This is a genomic window from Pseudomonas sp. S09G 359, assembly GCF_002843605.1.
GTDB lineage: Bacteria > Pseudomonadota > Gammaproteobacteria > Pseudomonadales > Pseudomonadaceae > Aquipseudomonas.
Map to the genome: position 1 here is coordinate 1,329,879 of NZ_CP025263.1, position 20,293 is coordinate 1,350,171.

At 59.2% G+C, this 20,293-nt stretch carries 19 protein-coding genes and 1 pseudogene; 6 read left to right on the forward strand and 14 right to left on the reverse strand.

All coding sequences use genetic code 11. The features are described 5' to 3' along the window. Nucleotides 1-84: 84 nt before the first annotated feature. Nucleotides 85-423 carry a Grx4 family monothiol glutaredoxin gene (grxD, locus tag CXQ82_RS05940; RefSeq protein WP_010212745.1) on the forward strand — a complete coding sequence of 113 codons (339 nt, stop codon included), beginning with the start codon at nt 85-87 and terminating at the stop codon, nt 421-423. 67 nt (nt 424-490) lie between these two features. Here the strand turns inward: grxD and bfr are convergent, their stop codons facing one another. Next, complete coding sequence (gene bfr / locus CXQ82_RS05945) at nt 491-961, reverse strand: bacterioferritin (protein ID WP_012722487.1); 471 nt, start codon at nt 959-961, stop codon at nt 491-493. Nucleotides 962-1,161: 200 nt separating this feature from the next. Beyond that, complete coding sequence (locus CXQ82_RS05950) at nt 1,162-1,380, reverse strand: bacterioferritin-associated ferredoxin (protein ID WP_010564137.1); 219 nt, start codon at nt 1,378-1,380, stop codon at nt 1,162-1,164. A gap of 244 nt (nt 1,381-1,624) precedes the next feature. Between CXQ82_RS05950 and CXQ82_RS05955 the strand changes: the two genes are divergently transcribed. Then, on the forward strand, nt 1,625-2,227 hold the full coding sequence (locus CXQ82_RS05955; RefSeq protein ID WP_003172097.1) for a peroxiredoxin: 603 nt from the start codon (nt 1,625-1,627) through the stop codon (nt 2,225-2,227). Nucleotides 2,228-2,557: 330 nt separating this feature from the next. Here CXQ82_RS05955 and rnt read toward each other — a convergent pair whose 3' ends face one another. Beyond that, nucleotides 2,558-3,232, reverse strand: a complete 675-nt coding sequence (rnt, locus tag CXQ82_RS05960) for a ribonuclease T (protein WP_101267020.1) — start codon at nt 3,230-3,232, stop codon at nt 2,558-2,560. After that, nucleotides 3,229-4,275: a dihydroorotase gene (pyrC, locus tag CXQ82_RS05965; protein WP_101267022.1), complete on the reverse strand. Its 1,047-nt coding sequence runs from the start codon at nt 4,273-4,275 to the stop codon at nt 3,229-3,231. The genes rnt and pyrC overlap by 4 nt, the downstream gene beginning before the upstream one ends. 156 nt (nt 4,276-4,431) lie before the next feature. Here pyrC and CXQ82_RS05970 point away from each other — a divergent pair, with 156 nt between their 5' ends. The 3 genes from CXQ82_RS05970 (at nt 4,432) to CXQ82_RS05980 (ending at nt 7,947) form a co-directional block, all read left to right on the forward strand. After that, nucleotides 4,432-5,340 (forward strand): OmpA family protein, encoded by a 909-nt coding sequence (locus CXQ82_RS05970; protein WP_101267024.1) that lies wholly within the window; start codon nt 4,432-4,434, stop codon nt 5,338-5,340. A gap of 141 nt (nt 5,341-5,481) precedes the next feature. Next, nucleotides 5,482-6,699, forward strand: coding sequence for an argininosuccinate synthase (locus CXQ82_RS05975; RefSeq protein ID WP_029295244.1), 1,218 nt, complete (start codon nt 5,482-5,484; stop codon nt 6,697-6,699). A 615-nt stretch (nt 6,700-7,314) separates the two neighbouring features. After that, entirely contained in the window at nt 7,315-7,947 is a 633-nt protein-coding gene (locus tag CXQ82_RS05980; protein ID WP_101267026.1) for a response regulator transcription factor, read from the forward strand. A 72-nt stretch (nt 7,948-8,019) separates the two neighbouring features. Here CXQ82_RS05980 and CXQ82_RS05985 read toward each other — a convergent pair whose 3' ends face one another. From CXQ82_RS05985 to metG, 8 genes and pseudogenes are all read right to left on the reverse strand, one after another. Continuing rightward, on the reverse strand, nt 8,020-8,202 hold the full coding sequence (locus CXQ82_RS05985; protein WP_101267028.1) for a PA3496 family putative envelope integrity protein: 183 nt from the start codon (nt 8,200-8,202) through the stop codon (nt 8,020-8,022). A 107-nt stretch (nt 8,203-8,309) separates the two neighbouring features. Next, nucleotides 8,310-8,948: an endonuclease III gene (nth, locus tag CXQ82_RS05990; RefSeq protein ID WP_065906761.1), complete on the reverse strand. Its 639-nt coding sequence runs from the start codon at nt 8,946-8,948 to the stop codon at nt 8,310-8,312. Between the two features lie 25 nt (nt 8,949-8,973). Further along, on the reverse strand, nt 8,974-9,468 hold the full coding sequence (locus CXQ82_RS05995; RefSeq protein ID WP_101267030.1) for an Rnf-Nqr domain containing protein: 495 nt from the start codon (nt 9,466-9,468) through the stop codon (nt 8,974-8,976). Next, nucleotides 9,461-10,027 (reverse strand): RnfABCDGE type electron transport complex subunit G, encoded by a 567-nt coding sequence (locus tag CXQ82_RS06000; protein WP_101267032.1) that lies wholly within the window; start codon nt 10,025-10,027, stop codon nt 9,461-9,463. Before CXQ82_RS06000 ends, CXQ82_RS05995 begins: the two co-directional genes overlap by 8 nt. Beyond that, nucleotides 10,024-10,983 carry an RnfABCDGE type electron transport complex subunit D gene (locus CXQ82_RS06005; protein ID WP_101267034.1) on the reverse strand — a complete coding sequence of 320 codons (960 nt, stop codon included), beginning with the start codon at nt 10,981-10,983 and terminating at the stop codon, nt 10,024-10,026. The genes CXQ82_RS06000 and CXQ82_RS06005 overlap by 4 nt, the downstream gene beginning before the upstream one ends. A 565-nt stretch (nt 10,984-11,548) precedes the next feature. Next, nucleotides 11,549-11,914: pseudogene (gene rsxB / locus CXQ82_RS31840) on the reverse strand (electron transport complex subunit RsxB); the annotation flags it as partial. 17 nt (nt 11,915-11,931) lie between these two features. Next, a complete protein-coding gene (locus CXQ82_RS06015; RefSeq protein WP_101267038.1) occupies nt 11,932-12,504 on the reverse strand; it encodes an Rnf-Nqr domain containing protein in 573 nt (190 codons plus the stop codon). A 691-nt stretch (nt 12,505-13,195) separates the two neighbouring features. Beyond that, entirely contained in the window at nt 13,196-15,247 is a 2,052-nt protein-coding gene (gene metG / locus CXQ82_RS06020) for a methionine--tRNA ligase (RefSeq protein WP_101267039.1), read from the reverse strand. Between the two features lie 173 nt (nt 15,248-15,420). On the opposite strand from metG, the gene apbC reads away from it, so the two are divergent. After that, nucleotides 15,421-16,515 (forward strand): iron-sulfur cluster carrier protein ApbC, encoded by a 1,095-nt coding sequence (apbC, locus tag CXQ82_RS06025; RefSeq protein ID WP_101267041.1) that lies wholly within the window; start codon nt 15,421-15,423, stop codon nt 16,513-16,515. Between the two features lie 498 nt (nt 16,516-17,013). Here apbC and fdxA read toward each other — a convergent pair whose 3' ends face one another. Together fdxA and mutS are read right to left on the reverse strand one after the other, a co-directional pair. Next, nucleotides 17,014-17,337: a ferredoxin FdxA gene (gene fdxA / locus CXQ82_RS06035; RefSeq protein WP_101267047.1), complete on the reverse strand. Its 324-nt coding sequence runs from the start codon at nt 17,335-17,337 to the stop codon at nt 17,014-17,016. Between the two features lie 142 nt (nt 17,338-17,479). After that, nucleotides 17,480-20,071 (reverse strand): DNA mismatch repair protein MutS, encoded by a 2,592-nt coding sequence (mutS, locus tag CXQ82_RS06040; RefSeq protein WP_101267049.1) that lies wholly within the window; start codon nt 20,069-20,071, stop codon nt 17,480-17,482. Between the last annotated feature and the right edge of the window lie 222 nt (nt 20,072-20,293).

Genomic DNA, 20,293 nt, shown 5'->3' on the forward strand with positions numbered 1-20,293 from the left:
GCCCCGAGCACCGCGCTGGAATTTTGCGTTACAATGCGCCACCGTGCCGACCTGTGAGTCGCAAAGTTCCAGCCGAGGTGTTCCATGGATATCATCGAAACGATCAAAGAGCAGATTGCCAACAACACCATTCTGCTTTACATGAAGGGCGCCCCGAACGCTCCTCAGTGCGGTTTCTCCGCGAAAGCTTCCCAGGCCATCATGGCGTGCGGCGAGAAATTCGCTTACGTGGATATCCTGCAAAACCCGGAAATCCGCGCCAACCTGCCGAAGTACGCCAACTGGCCTACTTTCCCACAACTGTGGGTGGCCGGTGAGCTGGTCGGCGGTAGCGACATCATCACTGAAATGGCCGCTGATGGCTCGTTGCAGGCGTTGATCAAAGACGCAGCGGCAAACGCGGCAGCCAAGACTGACGCGTAATTCGCTTGCAATAAAAAGCCCCGCTTCTCTACGAGAGCGGGGCTTTTTTGTACCTGGCGCCTAAGGGTTATTCACCCATTTGCGATTGCAGGTAGTTCTCCAGGCTGACCTTGTCGATCAGGCCCAGCTGGGTTTCCAGCCAGTCGATGTGCTCTTCCTGATCTTCCAGGATGTCTTCCAACAGCTCACGGCTGCCGAAGTCGCCCTTGGTTTCGCAGTGGGCAATGGCGGCCTTGAGGTCGCTGTGGCTCTTGCGTTCAAAGCCCAGGTCGCTGCTGATCATTTCCTGGGTGTGCTCGCCGATGTTCAGCTTGCCCAGGTCCTGTACGTTCGGCAGGCCTTCCAGGAACAGAATGCGCTTGATCAGCGCGTCGGCGTCCTTCATGGCTTTGATGGATTCTTTGTATTCACGCTTGCCGAGCTTTTCCAGGCCCCAATCGTCGTACATGCGTGCATGCAGAAAGTACTGATTGATCGCGACCAGTTCATTGGCAAGGATTTTGTTGAGTTGCTGGATGACTGAGATGTCGCCTTTCATGACTGGGGTCCTGCCCTGTAATAGCTGTGTATAAGGCAGAGTTTGAGCGGCGAATTCCCTAGTGTCAAACCTAAGTTATTGAATAATAAATGAAAATTAATCGGAATAAGAATGTTTGTGTTCCGCGTCTTGGCGCTAACTAATTGAATTACGGGCATAAAAAAACCGGACACTAAGTCCGGTTCTTTAAAACACGCTATTTAAGCGTGTGTAAATTCTGCTGAATAGGGGAGCGCGGCCTGGGCTGTCTGCAGCTGCGTCAGGGTTTCCCGTACCACTTGCTTGGCGAGGCATGCACATTTTCCACACTGGCTGGCAACGCCGGTGGTTTCGCGCACTTCCTTGTAGCTGCAGCAACCTTCATAGATTGCTTCGCGGATTTGTCCGTCGGTGACGCCAGTACAGAGGCACACATACATAAGGGAGAACCATCGCGGGTTTAAGGCTTAAGTGCGATGGATCTTAATGTTAACGAGAATGATTGTCAAAGTAGATTCGTAGGGTATTCGCAGCTGTAGCCCTCCCACTGACGAACGGTTTTTTCAGTGTATGATGGTCGGTCTTCACGAAGCGTGACTGCGTCACAGGGCTGTCGCTTAAGCGCGGCAGACTCGAGGCCGGTCCTTTTACTTCAATCGTCACCCTTACATCAGGAGATACCCAATGAGCGTACTCGTCGGCAAACAAGCCCCGGATTTCGACGTACCTGCCGTCCTTGGCAATGGCGAAATCGTAGACAGCTTCAAACTGTCTGAAGCCATCAAAGGCAAATACGGCCTGGTGTTCTTCTACCCGCTGGACTTCACCTTCGTCTGCCCGTCGGAGCTGATTGCTCTGGACCACCGCATGGACGACTTCAAGGCGCGTAACGTTGAAGTGGTAGCCGTTTCCATCGACTCCCATTTCACCCACAACGCCTGGCGCAACACTGCCATCAATGATGGCGGCATCGGCAAAGTCAAATACACCATGGCTGCCGACATGAAGCACGACATCGCCAAGGCCTACGACGTTGAGTCCGAAGGCGGCGTGGCTTTCCGTGGCGCGTTCCTGATCGACGACAAGGGCGTTGTCCGCTCCCAGATCATCAACGACCTGCCGCTGGGCCGTAACATGGAAGAGCTGATCCGCCTGGTCGACGCTCTGCAATTCCACGAAGAGCACGGCGAAGTCTGCCCTGCCAACTGGAAAAAAGGCGACAAAGGCATGAACGCTTCGCCAGAAGGCGTTGCTGCATACCTGACCGAGAACGCCGGCAAGCTGTAAGCCGAGTTCCAGGTACAAAAAAAACCGGCCTGTGAGGGCCGGTTTTTTTATGCGCTGCGTTTGACTCTGTGGCGAGGTCGCTTCTGTGGCGAGCGGGCTTGTTGTGGCGAGCGGGCTTGCCCGCGTTGGGCGGCGAAGCAGCCCCAAAACCAGACACCGCGGATTAACAGTTAAACCGTGGCGATCTTGCTGGGGCCGCTGCGCAGCCCAACGCGGGCAAGCCCGCTCGCCACAGCAAACCCGCTCGCCACAGAGGCCCGCTCGCCACAACAAGCCCGCTGGCAACAGAGGCCCGCTGTAGCCACAGAAGCCCGCTCGTTCGGGCCAGTATCAGTCGTTGAAGTCTTCCCAGCCGCCCATCTGCTTCCAGCGGTTGACGATGCCGCAGAACAGCTCGGCGGTCTTCTCGGTGTCGTAGCGCGCCGAGTGGGCTTCACGCCCGTCAAAGTCGATACCGGCGGCCTGGCACGCCTTCGCCAGTACGGTCTGGCCATAAGCCAGGCCGGCGAGGGTGGCGGTGTCGAAGCTGGAGAACGGGTGGAACGGGTTGCGCTTCATGTCCAGCCGCGTCACGGCGGCATTGAGGAAGCCCAGGTCGAAGCTGCTGTTGTGGCCCACCAGGATCGCGCGTTTGCAGCCATTGGCCTTCAACGCCTTGCGCACGCCACGAAAGATATCGGTCAGCGCGGCTTCTTCACTCACGGCCATGCGCAGAGGGTGATCAAGCTTGATCCCGGTGAACTCCAGGGCTGCCGCTTCGATATTCGCGCCCTCGAATGGCTCGACGCGGAAGAAGTGGGTGTGTTCTGGATACACAAAACCCTGTTCGTCCATGCCGATAGTCGTCGCGGCAATTTCCAGCAGTGCGTCGGTGGCGCAATTGAAACCACCGGTTTCTACGTCGATAACGACAGGCAGGTAGCCGCGGAAACGTTCGGCCATCGGATGGCGCGAACCGCCACCACCGCCGTGTTCCTGGTCGTCGTCGTAATGGTCTTCACTCACTTGCTTTCCTCCAGCAGGCGCCAGCGCAGTGTTTCACCGGCGCGCAGCGGGATAACAGTCAGCTCGCCAAACGGCAGGCTGGCGGGGGCGGTCCAGTCTTCACGAACCAGGGTAATGCGGTCGGTATTCGCCGGCAGGCCGTAGAAACGCGGGCCATTGAGGCTGGCGAAGCCCTCTAGTTTGTCCAGGGCGTTGCGCTGCTCGAACGCTTCGGCGTACAGCTCGATGGCGGCATACGCGGTGTAGCAACCGGCACAGCCACATGCGGCTTCCTTGGCGTGCTGGGCGTGGGGCGCCGAGTCGGTACCGAGGAAGAACTTCGGGCTGCCACTGGTGGCGGCGTCCAGCAAGGCCACCTGGTGGGTGTTGCGCTTGAGGATCGGCAGGCAATAGAAGTGCGGCCGAATCCCGCCCACCAGCATGTGGTTGCGGTTGTAGAGCAGGTGGTGCGCGGTGATGGTCGCGCCCACGTTGGCCGAGGCCTCGGTGACGAACTGCACGGCATCGGCCGTGGTGATGTGTTCGAACACCACCTTGAGCGTCGGGAACAGCTCGACCACGCGGCGCATGTGCTCGTCGATGAAGATCTTCTCGCGATCGAACACGTCCACATCGCCACGGGTGACTTCACCGTGGATCAGCAGGGGCATGCCGACTTCAGCCATGGCTTCGATGGCCGGCAGGATCTTGTCGATACTGGTCACGCCGGAATCGGAGTTGGTGGTCGCGCCCGCCGGGTACAGCTTGGCGGCGTGCACGAAGCCGCTGGCCTTGGCCTGACGAATTTCTTCAGGTTGGGTGCGGTCGGTGAGGTAGAGCACCATCAACGGTTCGAAGCGGCTGCCGGCCGGTCGTGCAGCGAGGATGCGCTGGCGATAGGCGTCGGCTTCAGCGGCATTACGCACCGGAGGTACCAGGTTGGGCATGATAATGGCGCGGCCAAACGTGCGCGCTACATCGGCCACGGTTTGGGGTAACGCAGCACCATCGCGAAGATGAATATGCCAGTCGTCGGGACGCAGCAGGGTCAGGCGGTCGGACATTGGGGATTCCAGGCGGGTCAATCTGGTGGGAATGCTACCGGAAAAGACTCTTGCAGGCACTCGCTATCAAGTTTTGCCGGACGCATCCGATAGCCTTTCGTATGCCTTATCGATGTATGACGCTTTGAAGTGTTGTAGAAACCAGTGGAGCCTCCCGTGCGCCAGCATTATCTAGCCCTGCTCAGTGTGTTCGCCAGCCTGCCTGCGATGGCCCTCACGTTCCAGACACGTCTGGAGAATATTGAGTGGAAGGTGGAAGGCGACCAGTTCGAGTGCCGCCTGACCCAGCCGATCACTGATTTCGGCTCGGGTGAGTTCGTGCGCCGGGCCGGTGAGCAGGCAACTTTTCGTCTGAAAGCCTACAACGGCTCGCTCGGCGCGGGCTCGGCCACCTTGCTGGCGGCGGCTGCACCATGGCAACCGGGGCGAGGTGATATCAACCTCGGCGCCGTGCGTGCCGGCAGTGGCGATGTGCTCTTCAATAGCTCCCAGGCCCAGGCCGGGCGCTTGTTCACGGGCCTGCTGGAAGGGCGTAGCCCCACCGTGCGGCACTACGGGCGTGAAGGCGGCTACTCGGAAATTCGCCTGCTGCCGGTGAAATTCAACAAGGCGTATAACGACTATCAACTGTGCACCACCAAGCTGCTGCCGATGAATTACGACCAGGTCAAACAGACTGAAGTCGGTTTCCCTGGTGGTGGCATCGAGCTGGACGCGGCCGCCAAGAAGAAGCTGGACGTGATTCTCGCGTTCATGAAAGCCGACCCCACGGTTAACCATGTCGAGTTGAACGGCCATTCGGATAACAGCGGTAACCGCCTGACCAACCGCGATGTCTCGCGCCGCCGTGCGCTGGCGGTGATGGACTACTTCAAGGCCAACGGTATCCAGGAATCGCAGATCACGATGCGGTTTCATGGTGAAAGCTATCCATTGGCGCAGAATACCAATGCGGCCAATCGCGCCCGCAACCGTCGCGTGAACATTCAGCTTGAACGCGTGGCAGCTCCCGAGAAACCGGCTCCTCAGGCGACTGGGCCGAGTAACCCTGCGCACACCTCGTAGGTGCAGTCCTAAGGTGCGACCATCGGTCGCCCGCTCGACATAATCTGTCGCTTTATCTTCATTTGCTGTCGCGCCCCTGTAAATTCACGGTTTTGGTCGGTAGAATCGACGGCTTTCCGTACAACCCCGTGGAGTGATGGCATGGCCGACGTAAACAAGGTCGTTCTCGCGTATTCCGGCGGCCTGGACACTTCGGTGATCCTCAAGTGGCTGCAGGATACTTATAACTGTGAAGTGGTGACCTTCACCGCTGACCTGGGTCAGGGCGAAGAGGTCGAACCTGCACGTGCCAAGGCGCAAGCCATGGGCGTGAAAGAGATCTACATTGACGACCTGCGCGAAGAGTTCGTCCGCGATTTCGTTTTCCCGATGTTTCGCGCCAACACCGTCTACGAAGGCGAGTACCTGCTGGGTACTTCCATCGCACGTCCGCTGATCGCAAAACGCCTGATCGAAATCGCCAACGAAACCGGCGCTGACGCCATTTCCCATGGCGCCACCGGCAAAGGCAACGACCAGGTACGTTTCGAACTGGGTGCCTACGCCCTCAAGCCAGGCGTGAAAGTGATCGCTCCTTGGCGTGAGTGGGACCTGCTGTCCCGTGAAAAGCTGATGGATTACGCTGAAAAGCACGCGATCCCGATCGAGCGTCATGGCAAGAAGAAGTCCCCGTACTCGATGGACGCCAACCTGCTGCACATCTCTTATGAAGGCGGCGTGCTGGAAGACACCTGGACCGAGCACGAAGAAGACATGTGGAAATGGACCGTCTCCCCGGAGAACGCTCCAGACAAACCGCAGTACCTGGAACTGACTTACCGCAACGGCGACATCGTGGCACTGGACGGCGTCGAAATGACCCCGGCCACCGTGCTGGCGACCCTGAACCGTATCGGCGGCGAACACGGTATCGGCCGTCTCGACATCGTTGAGAACCGTTACGTGGGCATGAAGTCCCGTGGCTGCTACGAAACCCCAGGCGGCACCATCATGCTGCGCGCTCACCGTGCTATCGAGTCCATCACCCTGGACCGCGAAGTGGCTCACCTCAAAGACGAGTTGATGCCCAAGTACGCCAGCCTGATCTACACCGGCTACTGGTGGAGCCCTGAGCGCCTGATGCTGCAACAGATGATCGACGCTTCCCAGGTCCACGTGAACGGCGTTGTACGTCTGAAACTGTACAAGGGCAACGTGATCGTGACCGGTCGCAAGTCCGATGAGTCGTTGTTCGACGCCAACATCGCCACCTTCGAAGAAGATGGCGGCGCGTACAACCAGGCGGACGCAGCCGGCTTTATCAAGTTGAACGCACTGCGCATGCGCATTGCAGCCAACAAGGGCCGCAAGTTGTTCTGAGTGTTCCAGCTGCTGTGAAAAAATGGCCCCTTGTTCAAGGGGCCATTTTTTTTGCCGGCATATTAAGCAGGACTGGCTTCGCGTTTATAAATGTTTAAAGGGTGGGGCGGCCTGATATTCAAGAACTTTGCTGTGCCGAACTTATGGTGTTTACGAAGACTAATGAATTATTTACACCCGAACAGGAACTATGTCCTACAGAACATTCACACAAAGAAGTGCTGAATGGATATAAAAGTTGAAATTTCTGTAGGAAATATGGAGTGTAAACGCACATGTCGAATGGAACTGAAATAGTCCGGGCGCGGTTGCTGCCCCGTGCCCGTGAACACCGAAAGCAAGGGACATTTCCTGAAGCTTATGTGCGCTACGTTAACCCACACCCTCTTATCCAGTGGATATTTCACTCAAGATATGTGCAACCCCGGAAAGGTCTGAAAGGCTGCATAAAACTAGATACATCTAAGTTTGCGTTTTTTTGTAGGCTAATTCCTATCTGGTTGTGGGTTGCGTCTCTGCTTGCTGTTACTTGGGGTGGAATGCTATGCCAACTAGGAAACGACTAGGCTATTGTGTTTGCTCTGAATAATTCGAACAGCGAAATTGGACTTTCTCATGAATAAAGTGCTGATCGTGGATGATCATCCCGTCATTCGTCTTGCTGTGCGTATGCTAATGGAACGCCATGGTTATGAGGTCGTTGCCGAGACCGATAACGGTGTCGATGCGTTGCAACTTGCGCGGGAGCATATGCCGGACATTGTCATACTGGATATTGGGATTCCCAAGCTCGATGGCCTGGAAGTTATCTGCCGGCTGTCCTCCGTCAAGCTGCCAGTGCCCTTCAAGGTGCTGGTGCTTACGTCACAGGCACCGGGCCATTTCTCCATGCGATGCATGCAGGCGGGCGCCGCGGGCTATGTGTGCAAGCAACAGGACCTGACCGAGTTGCTGAGTGCCATAAAAGCGGTGCTCTCCGGCTATAGCTACTTTCCGAACCAGGCCCTGAACTCCGTGCGCTCCACCATGGGCAATGCCAGCGAGTCCGATATGGTCGAGCGCCTTTCGGGTCGGGAGATGATGGTGCTGCAACAGTTGGCGCGTGGCAAAACCAACAAGGAGATCGCCGATGGCATGTTCCTCAGTAACAAAACCGTCAGCACCTACAAGACGCGCCTGCTGCTCAAGCTCAATGCGCGTTCGCTGGTGGACCTGATTGAATTGGCCCAACGCAACGGCTTGGTCTAGAGGCAGGGGGTAGATCCTGTACCGGCAGAAAAAAGCCTCCGTAAAGGAGGCTTCCGGCCGTTACAGGCGTTATCAGAGGTCGAAGTCGTAGTCGGCCAGCTGTTTTTGCAAGCGTCGCTCTTCCAGAAGATTGTCGATGGTACGGCGTTTGCTCAAATTGGTCTTGGCTACCTCTGCCACAGGTGCTTCTGCCCCATCCTCATCCGACTCAACGAGGTCGTCTTCCACTTCCAGTTGTTCTTTGCCAGTGCTCATAAGGTTAACTCCGGGCTAAGACTGCCGTTGGCGCTCCTTATAACGATAATCCATGGTTGGGTAAAAAAGATTTTTTCAATCGCCTGATCAAAAAAACCAATGATCCCTCAATCGTCAGAGGTTTTTTCCTTGTATTCGCACAGGTCCTCGATGCGACAGCTGCCGCAGCGCGGCTTACGGGCCTGGCAAACGTAGCGTCCGTGAAGGATCAGCCAGTGGTGGGAGTCGAGCAGGTACGGTTTGGGCACAAACTTCATCAGCTGTTTTTCCACCTCCACCACGTTCTTTCCGCGTGCAATGCCAGTGCGGTTGCTGACGCGAAAAATATGCGTATCTACCGCCATGGTCAGTTGCCGGAACGCGGTGTTGAGCACCACGTTGGCAGTTTTACGACCGACCCCCGGCAGCGCTTCCAGGGCTTCGCGGGTTTGCGGCACTTCGCTGCCATGCAATTCGACCAGCAGGCGGCAGGTTTCAATGACGTTCTTGGCCTTGCTGTTGTACAGCCCAATGGTCTTTATGTACTCCGACAACCCTTCGACACCCAGCGCGTAGATCGCCTCTGGCGTGTTCGCCACGGGGTACAGCTTTGCGGTGGCCTTGTTGACGCCAACGTCCGTGGATTGGGCCGAGAGAATCACCGCAATCAGCAACTCGAACGGCGTGGTGTAGGCCAGTTCGGTCTTGGGTTCCGGATTGTCTTCGTGAAGCCTGCGGAAAATTTCCAGGCGTTTTGCGGCGTTCATGGGGCGGTGGGTTCCTTGCAGGCGGTCAGCGTGATTTCGAATAATGGGTCCAGGCTTGGAACCCTGTGAGCAATAGCCCAAGCAGGATAAACCCGGCCGGCATCAATGTGGTGACGGTAGTGGCGCGTAACAACCCCATGATCATCAGCAAGGCGCCAAACAGGCCGAACAGGCGCAATTGGGCCTTGCCCTGGCCGGCATTGAAAAAGCCCGAATATTCCAGCACCACGCACTGCACGCTGATCAGCGCGAGGTAGACGCCCCATTGCAGAGACAAAGGCAGGGCGAACGCCTGCAGCAGCACTTGCGCGCTGCTGACCAAGGCAGCCGCCAGTATCAGGCTGGCGGTCAATCGCGCGGGGGCGCCCAGGCGCGCACGCACAGTGAGCATCACCGCTGCGTACAGCGCCACGATCAACGCAGAGAGGCAGAAGAACCCCAACGCCCCTGGCAGCGTATCCGTAACCCCTAGCAGCGGTACGAGCATCAGCGAGTTGGCCAGGCCAGACGGTCTACTCATGGGGCGCGGGCTCCAGCAGTGACGAGTGATGCTCATCGAAATAGCGCAATGCATCCTGAACCGCGTTGATCACCGCGCGGGATGTGATGGTGGCGCCTGCCATGTGATCGAATTCACCTGAGCGCCCTTTGAGCGCGGCGATCCAGGGGTTGCCGGGCTCGGCGATACGGCCGCCCAGGCTCGGGGTTTCCGACTGTTCCAGGGTTTTGACGCCCAGCAACTTACCGCTACGGTCGATGGCGATCAGCAGCTCGATTGGCCCGACGTAGCCGCTGGCTTGCACTCGCAGCAGTACAGCAATGGGTTGGCCGGACAATGTCGCGAGGTAGCCAGCGTGCAATTGGCTGTTCGCCAGGGGCTGCGTACGAATTGCCAGGGGCTGGTCCAGGGGCGAGTTGTCGTAGCTGGCGCCGGGTAGCAGGTCGAGCAGGGCCAGGCGCTGTTGTGCCTGCGCCTGGCGTGCGGCGTAGTCGACGGTGAGGTGTTGAAGGCCGAGGGTCAACGTGACGCCTGCGATGGCTATCAGCGCGACCAGTGCCCAGCCTTTACCAGCCTTCATGCACTCACCGCCGGCGGTTTCGGCGCGGTCAGGCGCTCCAGGGTGGGCACCGCCAAATTCATCAGCAGCACGGCAAAGGCTACGCCGTCCGGGTAACCGCCCCACGTACGAATCAGATATGTCAGCACGCCCACGCCCGCCCCAAACAGCAGCCGCGCGCTTGGGCGGCTGGGGCCGGACACGGGCTCGGTGACGATAAAGAATGCGCCGAGCAGGGTTGCGCCGCTCAATAGGTGAAACAGCGGCGAGCCATGGGAGTCGGAGCCCGAGCCATTCCAGAACAGCAGGCTGCTGATAAAAACGCCCGCCAGCATGCCCACCGGGGCATGCCAACTGATCACCCGTTGTTGCAGCAACACCAGCCCGCCTGCCAGATACGCCAGGCTTACCCACTCGCTGCCCTTGCCACCCCAGGCGCCAAAGGCGGCGCTGCGCGCAAACAGCTCATCGGTGGTCAGGCTTTTATTCATGCGCAGGGCGTCGAGCACGGTGGCCTGGGCCCAGGCGTCGGGGGCGTCGTGGTGCAGGCCGAATATCTGCTGCACGCCAGTCAGCAGGTCCGGGCCATGGACGGCAGGCCAGTGGCTCATGGGCTGGGGAAAGGCCACCAGCATCAAGGCGTAGCCGACCATTGCCGGGTTGAACGGGTTGCGATTGCCACCATACAAATGCTTGCCCAGCAGCAGTCCTCCGGCAACCGCCGCCACGCACAGCCACCATGGGCAATAGGGCGGCAGTGCCAGAGCCAGCAATGTTGCGCTGACCAGGCTGCTCGGGTCACTCACACGCTGCCCGCGCAGGCGATGGACTGCGGCGTCTACCAGGAATGCACAGCCCCCGGCCAGCAGTAGATTGATCAACACGCCCCAGCCGTAAAACCACAGCATCGCCACTATTCCCGGCAGCGTTGCCAGCAATACCCGTCGCAACGCCCGTTGCGGATCAGCTGCCGGCATGGGCGTCCACCTGGCGCTGCGCTGCTTCAAGCCGGCCTTGCGCCTCGGCGATGTGTTGCGGGTCGGCGTGCTGATCCTGGGCTTTTTTCAGTTCGGCGCGACGCATGGCCAATTGAATCTTGGCGCGCTTGAGGTCGGCGGGCGTGCTTGCGGGCGGCGCGGCGGCGCCGGCGTTGTTCTGCTCCAACGCGCCAAGTGCTTGCTCCGCCGCCTCGAACTGTTGTTGCAGGACAATCAGTTGCGACTGTTGCTCAAAGGTCGGTGGGTGGCCGAACGCCTTCAAGGATTTGTGCAACTGCGCGCGGCTCATCGCCACACCGATTTTGGCTTTCTTGATCGCCGCATCCAGTGCCGCCTGATGGCTATCCAATGGTGCTGCCTCTACGGAGGGCGCGCGCTTGGCCCGCGCCAGGCGCTCGGCAAGTTTGTGTGCTTCTTCCCGTTGCAGGCGCGCGTTGCGTTGTTCAAAGCGCCGTCGTGCGTGGTCGCGCTTGAGGCCACGCTCACGGCGCTGGTCATCATTGGCCGCCAGGCCGCCGACAATCGGTAGAGCCGTGGCCGATGGGCGCATCTCAATGCAATCGACCGGGCAGGGCGCGACGCACAGGTCGCAACCGGTGCATTCGTCGACGATCACCGTGTGCATCAACTTGGCGGCACCGACAATCGCATCCACCGGGCAGGCCTGGATGCATTTGGTGCAACCGATGCACTCGGCCTCGCGGATATAGGCAACCTGTGCCGGCGCCTCGCCCCGGCTGGTGTCCAGCGCCAGCACCGGCAAGTTCAACAAGTGCGCGAGCCCGGCGATGGTTTCCTGCCCACCCGGCGGGCATTTGTTGATGGCCTCGCCTTGGGCAATGCCTTCGGCGTAAGGCTTGCAGCCCGGGTGCCCGCACTTGCCGCATTGGGTCTGCGGCAGCAGCGCGTCGATACGTTGAATCAGGCTCATGCTTTGATCATTGCGTTGAAACCGAGGAAAGCCACCGCCATCAACCCGGCGCTGATCAGTTCCACCGGCATGCCCCGAAAGGGCAGGGGGATATCGTTGTCGGCGATGCGCTGGCGCAGGTCGTTGAATAGGCTCAATACCAGCCAGAAGCCCAGGCCGCTGCCAAGGCTCAGTGCGGCCATGTGGGTCAAACTTTGATTCTCCTGGGTACCCAGCAGCACCATGCCCAGTACCCCTGCGTTGCCCAGCAGCAAGAGCCATAAGCCGTCCCAATGTTGGGCCGGTCGCAGGCGGGCCAGCAGGCCAAGCACAGGGCTGATCAGCAGGGCGGTGAGCGGTAGAAATACGAACAGCCGCAGGGCAGTCAGCGCCAGCGGTTGCAATAAATAGTGGTCCAGCAGATAGCCCAGCGTCCCGCTCACTAGCATCAGCAGCGTGGTGGCAAGCCCCAGGGCGTGCACCTGTTGACGCGCAAGCGGGGCCAACATCGGTTCGACCGCCAGCGGCATCTGCAACACGAGGTTGCTGATGAGGGCCGCGCTGAGGAGGGTGAAGAGCATATCGGTCATGGGTATGCCGGCTAAGCGAACAGTATTTTGTGAGGGGCGGGGTTTTTGCAATGCCCCGGTCTGCGGTAATGAGTCAGCTTTTTGCCGGTTTTTTACCAGCTATTTGCCAGCTTTTTTCCAGCTTGTTGCCAGCTTTGCCAGCTTTGCCAGCTTTGCCAGCTTAGTGTGGCGAGCGGGCTTGCCCGCGTTGGGCTGCGCAGCGGCCCCAAAGGCCCGCCGCAGTTTTTACAGTTAGCGCGGGGTGTCTGGCTTGGGGGCGCTGCGCGCCCCAACGCGGGCAAGCCCGCTCGCCACAACAAACCCATTTACCACAAACAAACTGGCTAGCCACACCAAGCCAATTTGCCACAAACAAACTGGCTAGGCAGACCAAGCCCATTTGCCACAAAAAAATTGGCTAGGCAGACCAAGCTCATTTGCCACAAACAAATTGGCTAGGCAGACCAAACCCATTTGTCACAAACAAATTGGCTAGGCACAACAAGCCCATTTGCCAAAAACAAATTGGCTAGGCAGACCAAGCCCATTTGCCACAAACAAACTGGCTAGCCACACCAAGCCCATTTGCCACAAACAAATTGGCTAGGCAGACCAAGCCCATTTGTCACAAACAAACTGGCTAGGCACAACAAGCCCATTCGCCACAACAGGCCCGCTTGGCATAACCAGCCGGTTCACCCCGGCCTGTCGCTTACTTGATACGTTGGCCTGGCTTGGCGCCGCTGTCAGGGCTCAACAGGTAGATTTCTTCGCCGCCAGGGCCGGCCGCCATGACCATGCCTTCGGAAATACCGAATTTCATTTTCCGCGGCTTGAGGTTGGCAATCATCATGGTCAGGCGACCATCGAGCTTGGACGGGTCCGGATACGCGCTCTTGATCCCGGAGAACACATTGCGTTGTTCGCCACCGAGGTCCAGGGTCAGGCGCAGCAGCTTGTCTGCGCCCTCAACGGCTTCGGCCTTGACGATCAGCGCAACACGCAGGTCCACGGCAGCAAAGGCGTCGAAATCGATTTCCGCAGAGATCGGGTCCTTGGCCAGCTCGCCGTTGCCGGCCGGTGCCGATTCGCCGGTGTCGGTCTGGCTGGCGACCAGGTCTTCTTTCGAAGCGTCGGTCATGGCCTGGACTTTGACTGGATCGATACGGGTCATCAGTGGCTTGAACTCGTTCAACTGATGGTTGCTGAGCAAGGTGGCGTGGTCGTTCCAGGTCAGCGGCGCAACGTTGAGGAACGCTTCGGCATCGGCGGCCAGCAACGGCAGCACCGGCTTGAGGAAGATCACCAGTTGGCGGAACAGGTTGACGCCGGTGGCGCAGATCGCCTGGACTTCCGCCTGCTTGCCTTCCTGTTTGTTCAGCGACCACGGCGCCCTGTCGGCGATCCAGGCGTTGGCGCGGTCGGCCAGGCCCATGATCTCGCGCATGGCGCGCGAGAAGTCGCGCGCTTCATAGGCGTCGGCAATGCTTGGCGCGGCGGCCAGGAAGGCCTCGGTCAGTTCCGGCGCGGCATTCTCGGCCACCAGCACGCCGGCGTTGCCCTTGTGGATGAACCCAGCGCAACGGCTGGCAATGTTGACGACTTTGCCCACGAGGTCCGAGTTGACCTTCTGTACGAAGTCTTCCAGGTTCAGGTCCAGGTCATCGACACCACGGCCCAGTTTGGAGGCGTAGTAGTAGCGCAGGTATTCCGGCGACAGGTGGTCAAGGTAAGTGCGCGCCTTGATAAAGGTGCCACGGGACTTGGACATCTTCTGGCCGTTGACGGTCAGGTAGCCGTGTACAGCAATGCCGGTCGGCTTGCGGTAGCCCGAACCTTCGAGCATCGCCGGCCAGAACAGCGCGTGGAAGTTGACGATGTCCTTGCCGATGAAATGGTACAGCTCGGCGGTGGAATCCTTGTTCCAGAACGCGTCGAAGTCCAGCTCCGGCGTACGGTCACACAGGTTCTTGAAGCTGGCCATGTAGCCGATCGGCGCGTCCAGCCATACATAGAAGTACTTGCCCGGCTCGCCCGGGATCTCGAAGCCGAAGTACGGCGCGTCGCGGGAGATATCCCACTGTTGCAAGCCGGCATCCAGCCACTCGGCGATCTTGTTGGCCACGGCGTCTTGCAGGGTGCCGCTGCGGGTCCAGGTTTGCAGCATCTGCTGGAAATCCGGGAGCTTGAAGAAGAAGTGCTGGGAGTCCTTGAGCACCGGGGTGGCGCCGGAGATCGCCGACTTCGGGTCCTTCAAGTCAGTCGGTGCATAGGTTGCACCGCATTTTTCGCAGTTGTCGCCGTACTGGTCTTCGGTGCCGCATTTCGGGCAAGTGCCCTTGATGAAGCGGTCGGCCAGGAACATTTTCTTTTCCGGGTCGAAATACTGGGTGATCGAACGCTGGTCGATGTGCCCGGCATCCTTCAACCGCAGGTAGATCTGGCTCGACAGCTCGCGGTTTTCTTCGGAGTGGGTCGAGTGGAAATTGTCGAAATCCACCAGGAACTCGGCAAAGTCGGCGCTGTGTTCAGCCTGCACATTGGCGATCAGTTGTTCCGGGGTGATGCCTTCCTTTTCGGCGCGCAGCATGATGGCCGAACCGTGGGCGTCGTCCGCGCAGACATAAATGCATTGATTGCCGCGATGCTTCTGGAAGCGCACCCACATATCGGTCTGGATGTACTCAAGCATATGGCCAAGATGGATAGAACCATTGGCATAGGGCAGGGCGCTGGTGACGAGGATCTTGCGTGGCTCGGACATGGGGCTCGGCTACTTGATGAAACGGAGGTCGGCCACTATAAAGCGCCGGGAAATATATTTCACCCCGTGCAGCTGTTTCAGCATTTTCCGAATCTGCGAAAGCATGCCGCAACGCTGCCGGAACGGTTAGGATAGCCGCCTGTTTCAGTCAGTCTTTTTTTCGGGAGTAGCCCATGAGCGCCGTCAATCGCGCAGCGGTGGAAGCCGTTCTTCGCCAGTACACCGACCCCTATTTGAACCAGGACCCGGTCAGTGCCGGCTGTGTACGCGCCATCGAGGTCCAGGGCGACCAAGTCTCGGTCCAGATGCAACTGGGCTATGCCGCCGGCTTGTTCAAGAGCGGTTGGGCGCAGATGCTGCAAATGGCCATCGAAGGTCTCGACGGCGTGCGTTCGGCCAAGGTCGACATTCAATGCGTGATCGCGCCGCACAAGGCCCAGGCACAGATCCCCGGCCTGGCCAATGTCAAGAACGTGGTGGCCGTGGCGTCCGGCAAAGGCGGGGTGGGTAAATCCACCACCGCCGCCAACTTGGCCCTGGCGCTGGCCCGTGAAGGTGCGCGGGTGGGTATTCTCGACGCGGATATCTACGGCCCCAGCCAAGGCGTGATGTTCGGCATTGCCGAAGGCACGCGGCCGAAGGTCAAGGACCAGAAGTGGTTCGTGCCCATCGAGTCGCTGGGCGTGGAAGTGATGTCGATGGCCTTCCTCACCGACGACAACACGCCGATGGTCTGGCGTGGGCCGATGGTTTCCGGCGCCTTGCTGCAACTGGTCACCCAGACCGCGTGGGGCGACTTGGATTACCTGGTGATCGATATGCCACCGGGCACCGGCGATATCCAGCTGACCCTGGCACAGAAAGTCCCGGTGGCCGGTTCGGTGATCGTGACCACGCCCCAGGACCTGGCGCTGCTGGATGCGAGGAAAGGTGTGGAAATGTTCCGCAAGGTCAACATCCCGGTGCTGGGTGTGGTGGAAAACATGGCGGTGCATATCTGCACCAACTGTGGCCATGCCGAGCATCTGTTCGGTGAAGGCGGTGGCGCGAAGCTGGCAACCCAGTATGGCGTCGAGGTGCTGGCGTCGTTGCCGCTGTCGATGGATATTCGTGAGCAGGCGGATGGCGGCAAGCCCACGGTGGCGGCCGAGCCCGATGGCCAGATCGCCATGATCTATCAGGAATTGGCCCGTCATGTTGGCGCCCGGATCGTCCTGCAGGAGGCGGCTGCGCCGGCGATGCCGACGATTACGGTCAGCGACGACTGATCTCGCTGAAGGAAAAGAAGCCTCGACACTGTCGGGGCTTTTTCTTGCGCGCAGATCGGTCAACGGTTCGCAATGACACTTTTTCTCAATTGCGCGTGTAAGCATTCGCTTACTTTTTCGTAAGTGTTTGGTTTTTTTGCCGGGTTTGGACGTCTCGAATCTGCGAGAGAGTTTTCTATCTTGTTGAAAAATAACAATTATTTATATTTGTTCAAGTGCTCCTGCCTGTCAGCCCACCGGTTGGATCCCGTTGAACTTCCTTTGGAACTCTTTAACATCAGCCCTGTGTCCACGGATTGGCACAGCCATCAAGGATCGATGGTTTGAAGGAACGTCGCAGGATGCGATTCATCAGGATGATGAAAAGGAATACAGGGACTAGGGAAAAAATGTGGGCGGGTCATACCGCCCCTTTTTTTTGCCTGCAGAAAAGTAAAACCCAAGCCGCAGAAACGCAAAAAGGCCCGCAAGGGGCCTTTTCAGGGACGACGGAGGCTGTCAGCGTTCCAGGTCGGCGATCTTGCCCTTTTTACCATCCCACTCTTTAGCGTCTGGCATCGGGTCTTTGCGTTCAGTGATATTCGGCCAGATCTCCGCCAGCTCGACGTTCAACTGAATAAATTCCTGCATCTCTGCCGGGACTTCGTCCTCGGAGAAAATAGCGACGGCCGGGCATTCTGGTTCACACAGGGCGCAGTCAATGCACTCGTCCGGGTGGATGACCAGGAAGTTCGGGCCTTCGTAGAAGCAGTCCACCGGACACACTTCGACGCAGTCGGTGTACTTGCACTTGATGCAGTTGTCGGTAACGACGAAGGTCATTTCTAATTCTCTCCTCAGGCGGCGGCAGCGAAACCCTTTGTGGCAGGGCTCGCGAGGTTCGGGAGCGATAGTCTGCAGGCCAGGCTAAGAGCCTGCAGCATCCCAAACCGCGCGAGAGTCTACCAGCTTGCACGCCTGTGCGTTATATCCGAACTTGCAGTGCATATAACATTTCTAACGCTTTACGCGGGGTCAAGCCGTCCAGGTCAAGTTTTGCCAGCTCGTCCAGCACTGGATGGGGCAGGCTGGCGAACATATCGCTCTGGTGCGGCGCCGCCGCTTTGCTGGACGCTTTGGCGGGGCTGGCGACCACGGTTTCGTGGGGCAGGGCCGTGGTTTCCAGGCGGCTGAGGTGTTCGCGGGCGCGGGTGATCACGTCGTTCGGTACACCGGCCAATTGCGCCACGGCCAGGCCGTAACTCTGGCTGGCCGGGCCGGGCAGCACGTGGTGCAGGAATACGATGCGCTCGTTGTGCTCCGTGGCATTGAGGTGCACGTTGGCCACCAGCGGCTCGCTTTCCGGCAGTACGGTGAGCTCGAAATAGTGGGTGGCAAACAGCGTATAGGCGCGCAAGTGCGCCAGGCGCTCGGCCGCCGCCCAGGCCAGGGACAGCCCGTCGAAGGTGCTGGTACCGCGACCCACTTCGTCCATCAGCACCAGGCTGCGCTCGGTGGCGTTGTGCAGGATGTTGGCGGTTTCGCTCATTTCCACCATAAAGGTCGAACGGCCGCCGGCCAGGTCATCGCTGGAACCGATCCGGGTGAAAATGCGGTCCACCAAGGATAATTCGCAGCTGGCCGCCGGTACGAAGCTGCCGATGTGCGCCAGCAGTACGATCAACGCCGTCTGGCGCATGTAGGTGGATTTACCGCCCATGTTCGGACCGGTGATCACTAACATGCGGGTATCGTCGTCCAGCGACAGGTCATTGGCGACAAACGGTGTGGTCAACACTTGCTCCACCACCGGGTGGCGACCTTGCACGATACGCATGCACGGCTCGCTGACAAAACGCGGGCAGTTCAGGTCCAGGTTCAGCGCGCGTTCGGCGAGGTTGCTCAGTACATCCAGCTCCGCCAGGGCGGCAGCGGTGTCCTGCAGCGGCGCCAGTTGGCTGATCAAATCTTCGAGCAGGGCCTCATAGAGCATTTTTTCCCGCGCCAGGGCGCGGCTTTTGGCCGACAGCGCCTTGTCTTCGAACTCTTTGAGCTCCGGGGTGATGAAGCGCTCGGCACCTTTAAGGGTCTGACGGCGCTGGTAGTCAATAGGCGCCGACTCGGCTTGCTTGCTCGGCAACTCGATAAAGTAGCCGTGCACACGGTTGTAGCCGACTTTCAGGTTGGCCAGGCCGGTGCGGGCTTTTTCACGCGCTTCCAGGTCGATCAGGAACTGCCCGGCGTTTTCGCTCAGGGCCTGGAGCTCGTCCAGTTCACTGTCGTAACCGGTCTTGAGCACGCCGCCGTCACGGATGATCGCGGGCGGGTTGTCGATAATGGCTTTTTCCAGCAGCGCGGCCAGTTCCGGGTAGGTGCCGGCTGTTTTGGCAAGCTGTTGCAGGTGCGGCGTGTCCAGCTCGGTCATCGCCACTTGCAATTGCGGCAGGGCGCCGAGGGCATCGCGCAGGCGCGCCAGGTCGCGGGGGCGGGCATTACGTAGGCCGATCCGCGCCAGGATGCGCTCGATATCGCCGATTTCCTTGAGCTGCGGTTGCAGCTTTTCAAAGCGATAAGCGTCCAGCAGGCAGGTAATAGACGTCTGGCGCGCTTGCAGCACGCTCAGGTCACGCAGCGGGCGGTTCAGCCAACGGGTCAGCAAGCGGCTGCCCATCGCAGTCTGGCAACGGTCGACCACCGATTGCAGGGTGTTGTCACGCCCGCCGGCCAGGTTGGTGTCCAGTTCCAGGTTGCGACGGCTGGCGCCATCGAGCACCACCGTATCGTCCAGGCGCTCATGGCGCAGGCTGCGCAAATGCGGCAGGGCGGTGCGCTGGGTTTCCTTGGCATAGCTGAGCAAACAACCGGCAGCACCGATGGCCAGGGTCAGGGTTTCGCAGCCGAAGCCCTTGAGGTCTTGCACCGAGAATTGTTGGCACAGGCTTTTCAGCGCCGAGTCGCGCTCGAAATCCCACGGCGCACGCCGCTTGGTCCCACGGCGCTTTTCTGCCGGCAAGTCCTTTGGCCAATCATCCGGGATCAACAACTCCACGGGGTTGATGCGCTCAAGCTCGGCCAGCAGGTTCTCCCAGCCCTTGATCTCCAACACGCTGAAATTGCCGCTGGTGATATCCAGCACCGACAGCCCGAACAAACGTTCATCACCCAACACCGCAGCGATCAGGTTATCGCGGCGCTCATCCAGCAGCGCCTCATCACTCACCGTCCCCGGCGTGATAATGCGCACCACCTGACGTTCCACCGGCCCCTTGCTGGTGGCCGGGTCGCCGATCTGCTCGCAGATCACCACCGACTCGCCCAGTTTCACCAGCTTGACCAGGTAGCCTTCCAACGAATGGTAAGGAATCCCACACATCGGAATCGACTGCCCCGCCGACTGCCCACGCGCGGTCAGGGTGATATCCAGCAACTTGGCGGCTTTCTTCGCATCTTCATAGAAGATCTCGTAGAAGTCGCCCATGCGATAGAACATCAACTGATCAGGATGCTGATTTTTCAGGCGCCAGTACTGCTGCATCATTGGCGTGTGGGAGGACAGATCGGACGTGTTTTTACTCATTGGATAGTAGGCAAATTCGTTGAAAGTGATGGGGCAAAGGGCGCGCTTGGCCCAGCAGTTTTTGCGATGGCGGCAAGGTTAACACGCGAGGTCGGGGGTTCGCAGGTCACAAACGGCTAGGTAAAACCTGAAAAGGGCGCAGCGCCCAACGCCCACCACTCCTAAGGACGAGCACTACACCTGTGGCGAGGGAGCTTGCTCCCGTTGGACTGCGCAGCAGTC

Excerpts from the sequence above, each read along its gene's own strand:
- CXQ82_RS06005 (WP_101267034.1), bottom strand. The coding sequence starts at position 10,983 with ATGCCGGCAGCTGATCCGCAACGGGCGTTGCGACGGGTATTGCTGGCA.
- metG (WP_101267039.1), bottom strand. The coding sequence starts at position 15,247 with ATGTCCGAGCCACGCAAGATCCTCGTCACCAGCGCCCTGCCCTATGCC.
- mutS (WP_101267049.1), bottom strand. The coding sequence starts at position 20,071 with ATGAGTAAAAACACGTCCGATCTGTCCTCCCACACGCCAATGATGCAG.
- CXQ82_RS05980 (WP_101267026.1), top strand. The coding sequence starts at position 7,315 with ATGAATAAAGTGCTGATCGTGGATGATCATCCCGTCATTCGTCTTGCT.
- nth (WP_065906761.1), bottom strand. The coding sequence starts at position 8,948 with ATGAACGCCGCAAAACGCCTGGAAATTTTCCGCAGGCTTCACGAAGAC.
- CXQ82_RS05950 (WP_010564137.1), bottom strand. The coding sequence starts at position 1,380 with ATGTATGTGTGCCTCTGTACTGGCGTCACCGACGGACAAATCCGCGAA.
- bfr (WP_012722487.1), bottom strand. The coding sequence starts at position 961 with ATGAAAGGCGACATCTCAGTCATCCAGCAACTCAACAAAATCCTTGCC.
- CXQ82_RS05975 (WP_029295244.1), top strand. The coding sequence starts at position 5,482 with ATGGCCGACGTAAACAAGGTCGTTCTCGCGTATTCCGGCGGCCTGGAC.
- CXQ82_RS05985 (WP_101267028.1), bottom strand. The coding sequence starts at position 8,202 with ATGAGCACTGGCAAAGAACAACTGGAAGTGGAAGACGACCTCGTTGAG.
- CXQ82_RS05995 (WP_101267030.1), bottom strand. The coding sequence starts at position 9,468 with ATGAGTAGACCGTCTGGCCTGGCCAACTCGCTGATGCTCGTACCGCTG.
- pyrC (WP_101267022.1), bottom strand. The coding sequence starts at position 4,275 with ATGTCCGACCGCCTGACCCTGCTGCGTCCCGACGACTGGCATATTCAT.
- CXQ82_RS05955 (WP_003172097.1), top strand. The coding sequence starts at position 1,625 with ATGAGCGTACTCGTCGGCAAACAAGCCCCGGATTTCGACGTACCTGCC.
- apbC (WP_101267041.1), top strand. The coding sequence starts at position 15,421 with ATGAGCGCCGTCAATCGCGCAGCGGTGGAAGCCGTTCTTCGCCAGTAC.
- CXQ82_RS06000 (WP_101267032.1), bottom strand. The coding sequence starts at position 10,027 with ATGAAGGCTGGTAAAGGCTGGGCACTGGTCGCGCTGATAGCCATCGCA.
- fdxA (WP_101267047.1), bottom strand. The coding sequence starts at position 17,337 with ATGACCTTCGTCGTTACCGACAACTGCATCAAGTGCAAGTACACCGAC.
- grxD (WP_010212745.1), top strand. The coding sequence starts at position 85 with ATGGATATCATCGAAACGATCAAAGAGCAGATTGCCAACAACACCATT.
- CXQ82_RS06015 (WP_101267038.1), bottom strand. The coding sequence starts at position 12,504 with ATGACCGATATGCTCTTCACCCTCCTCAGCGCGGCCCTCATCAGCAAC.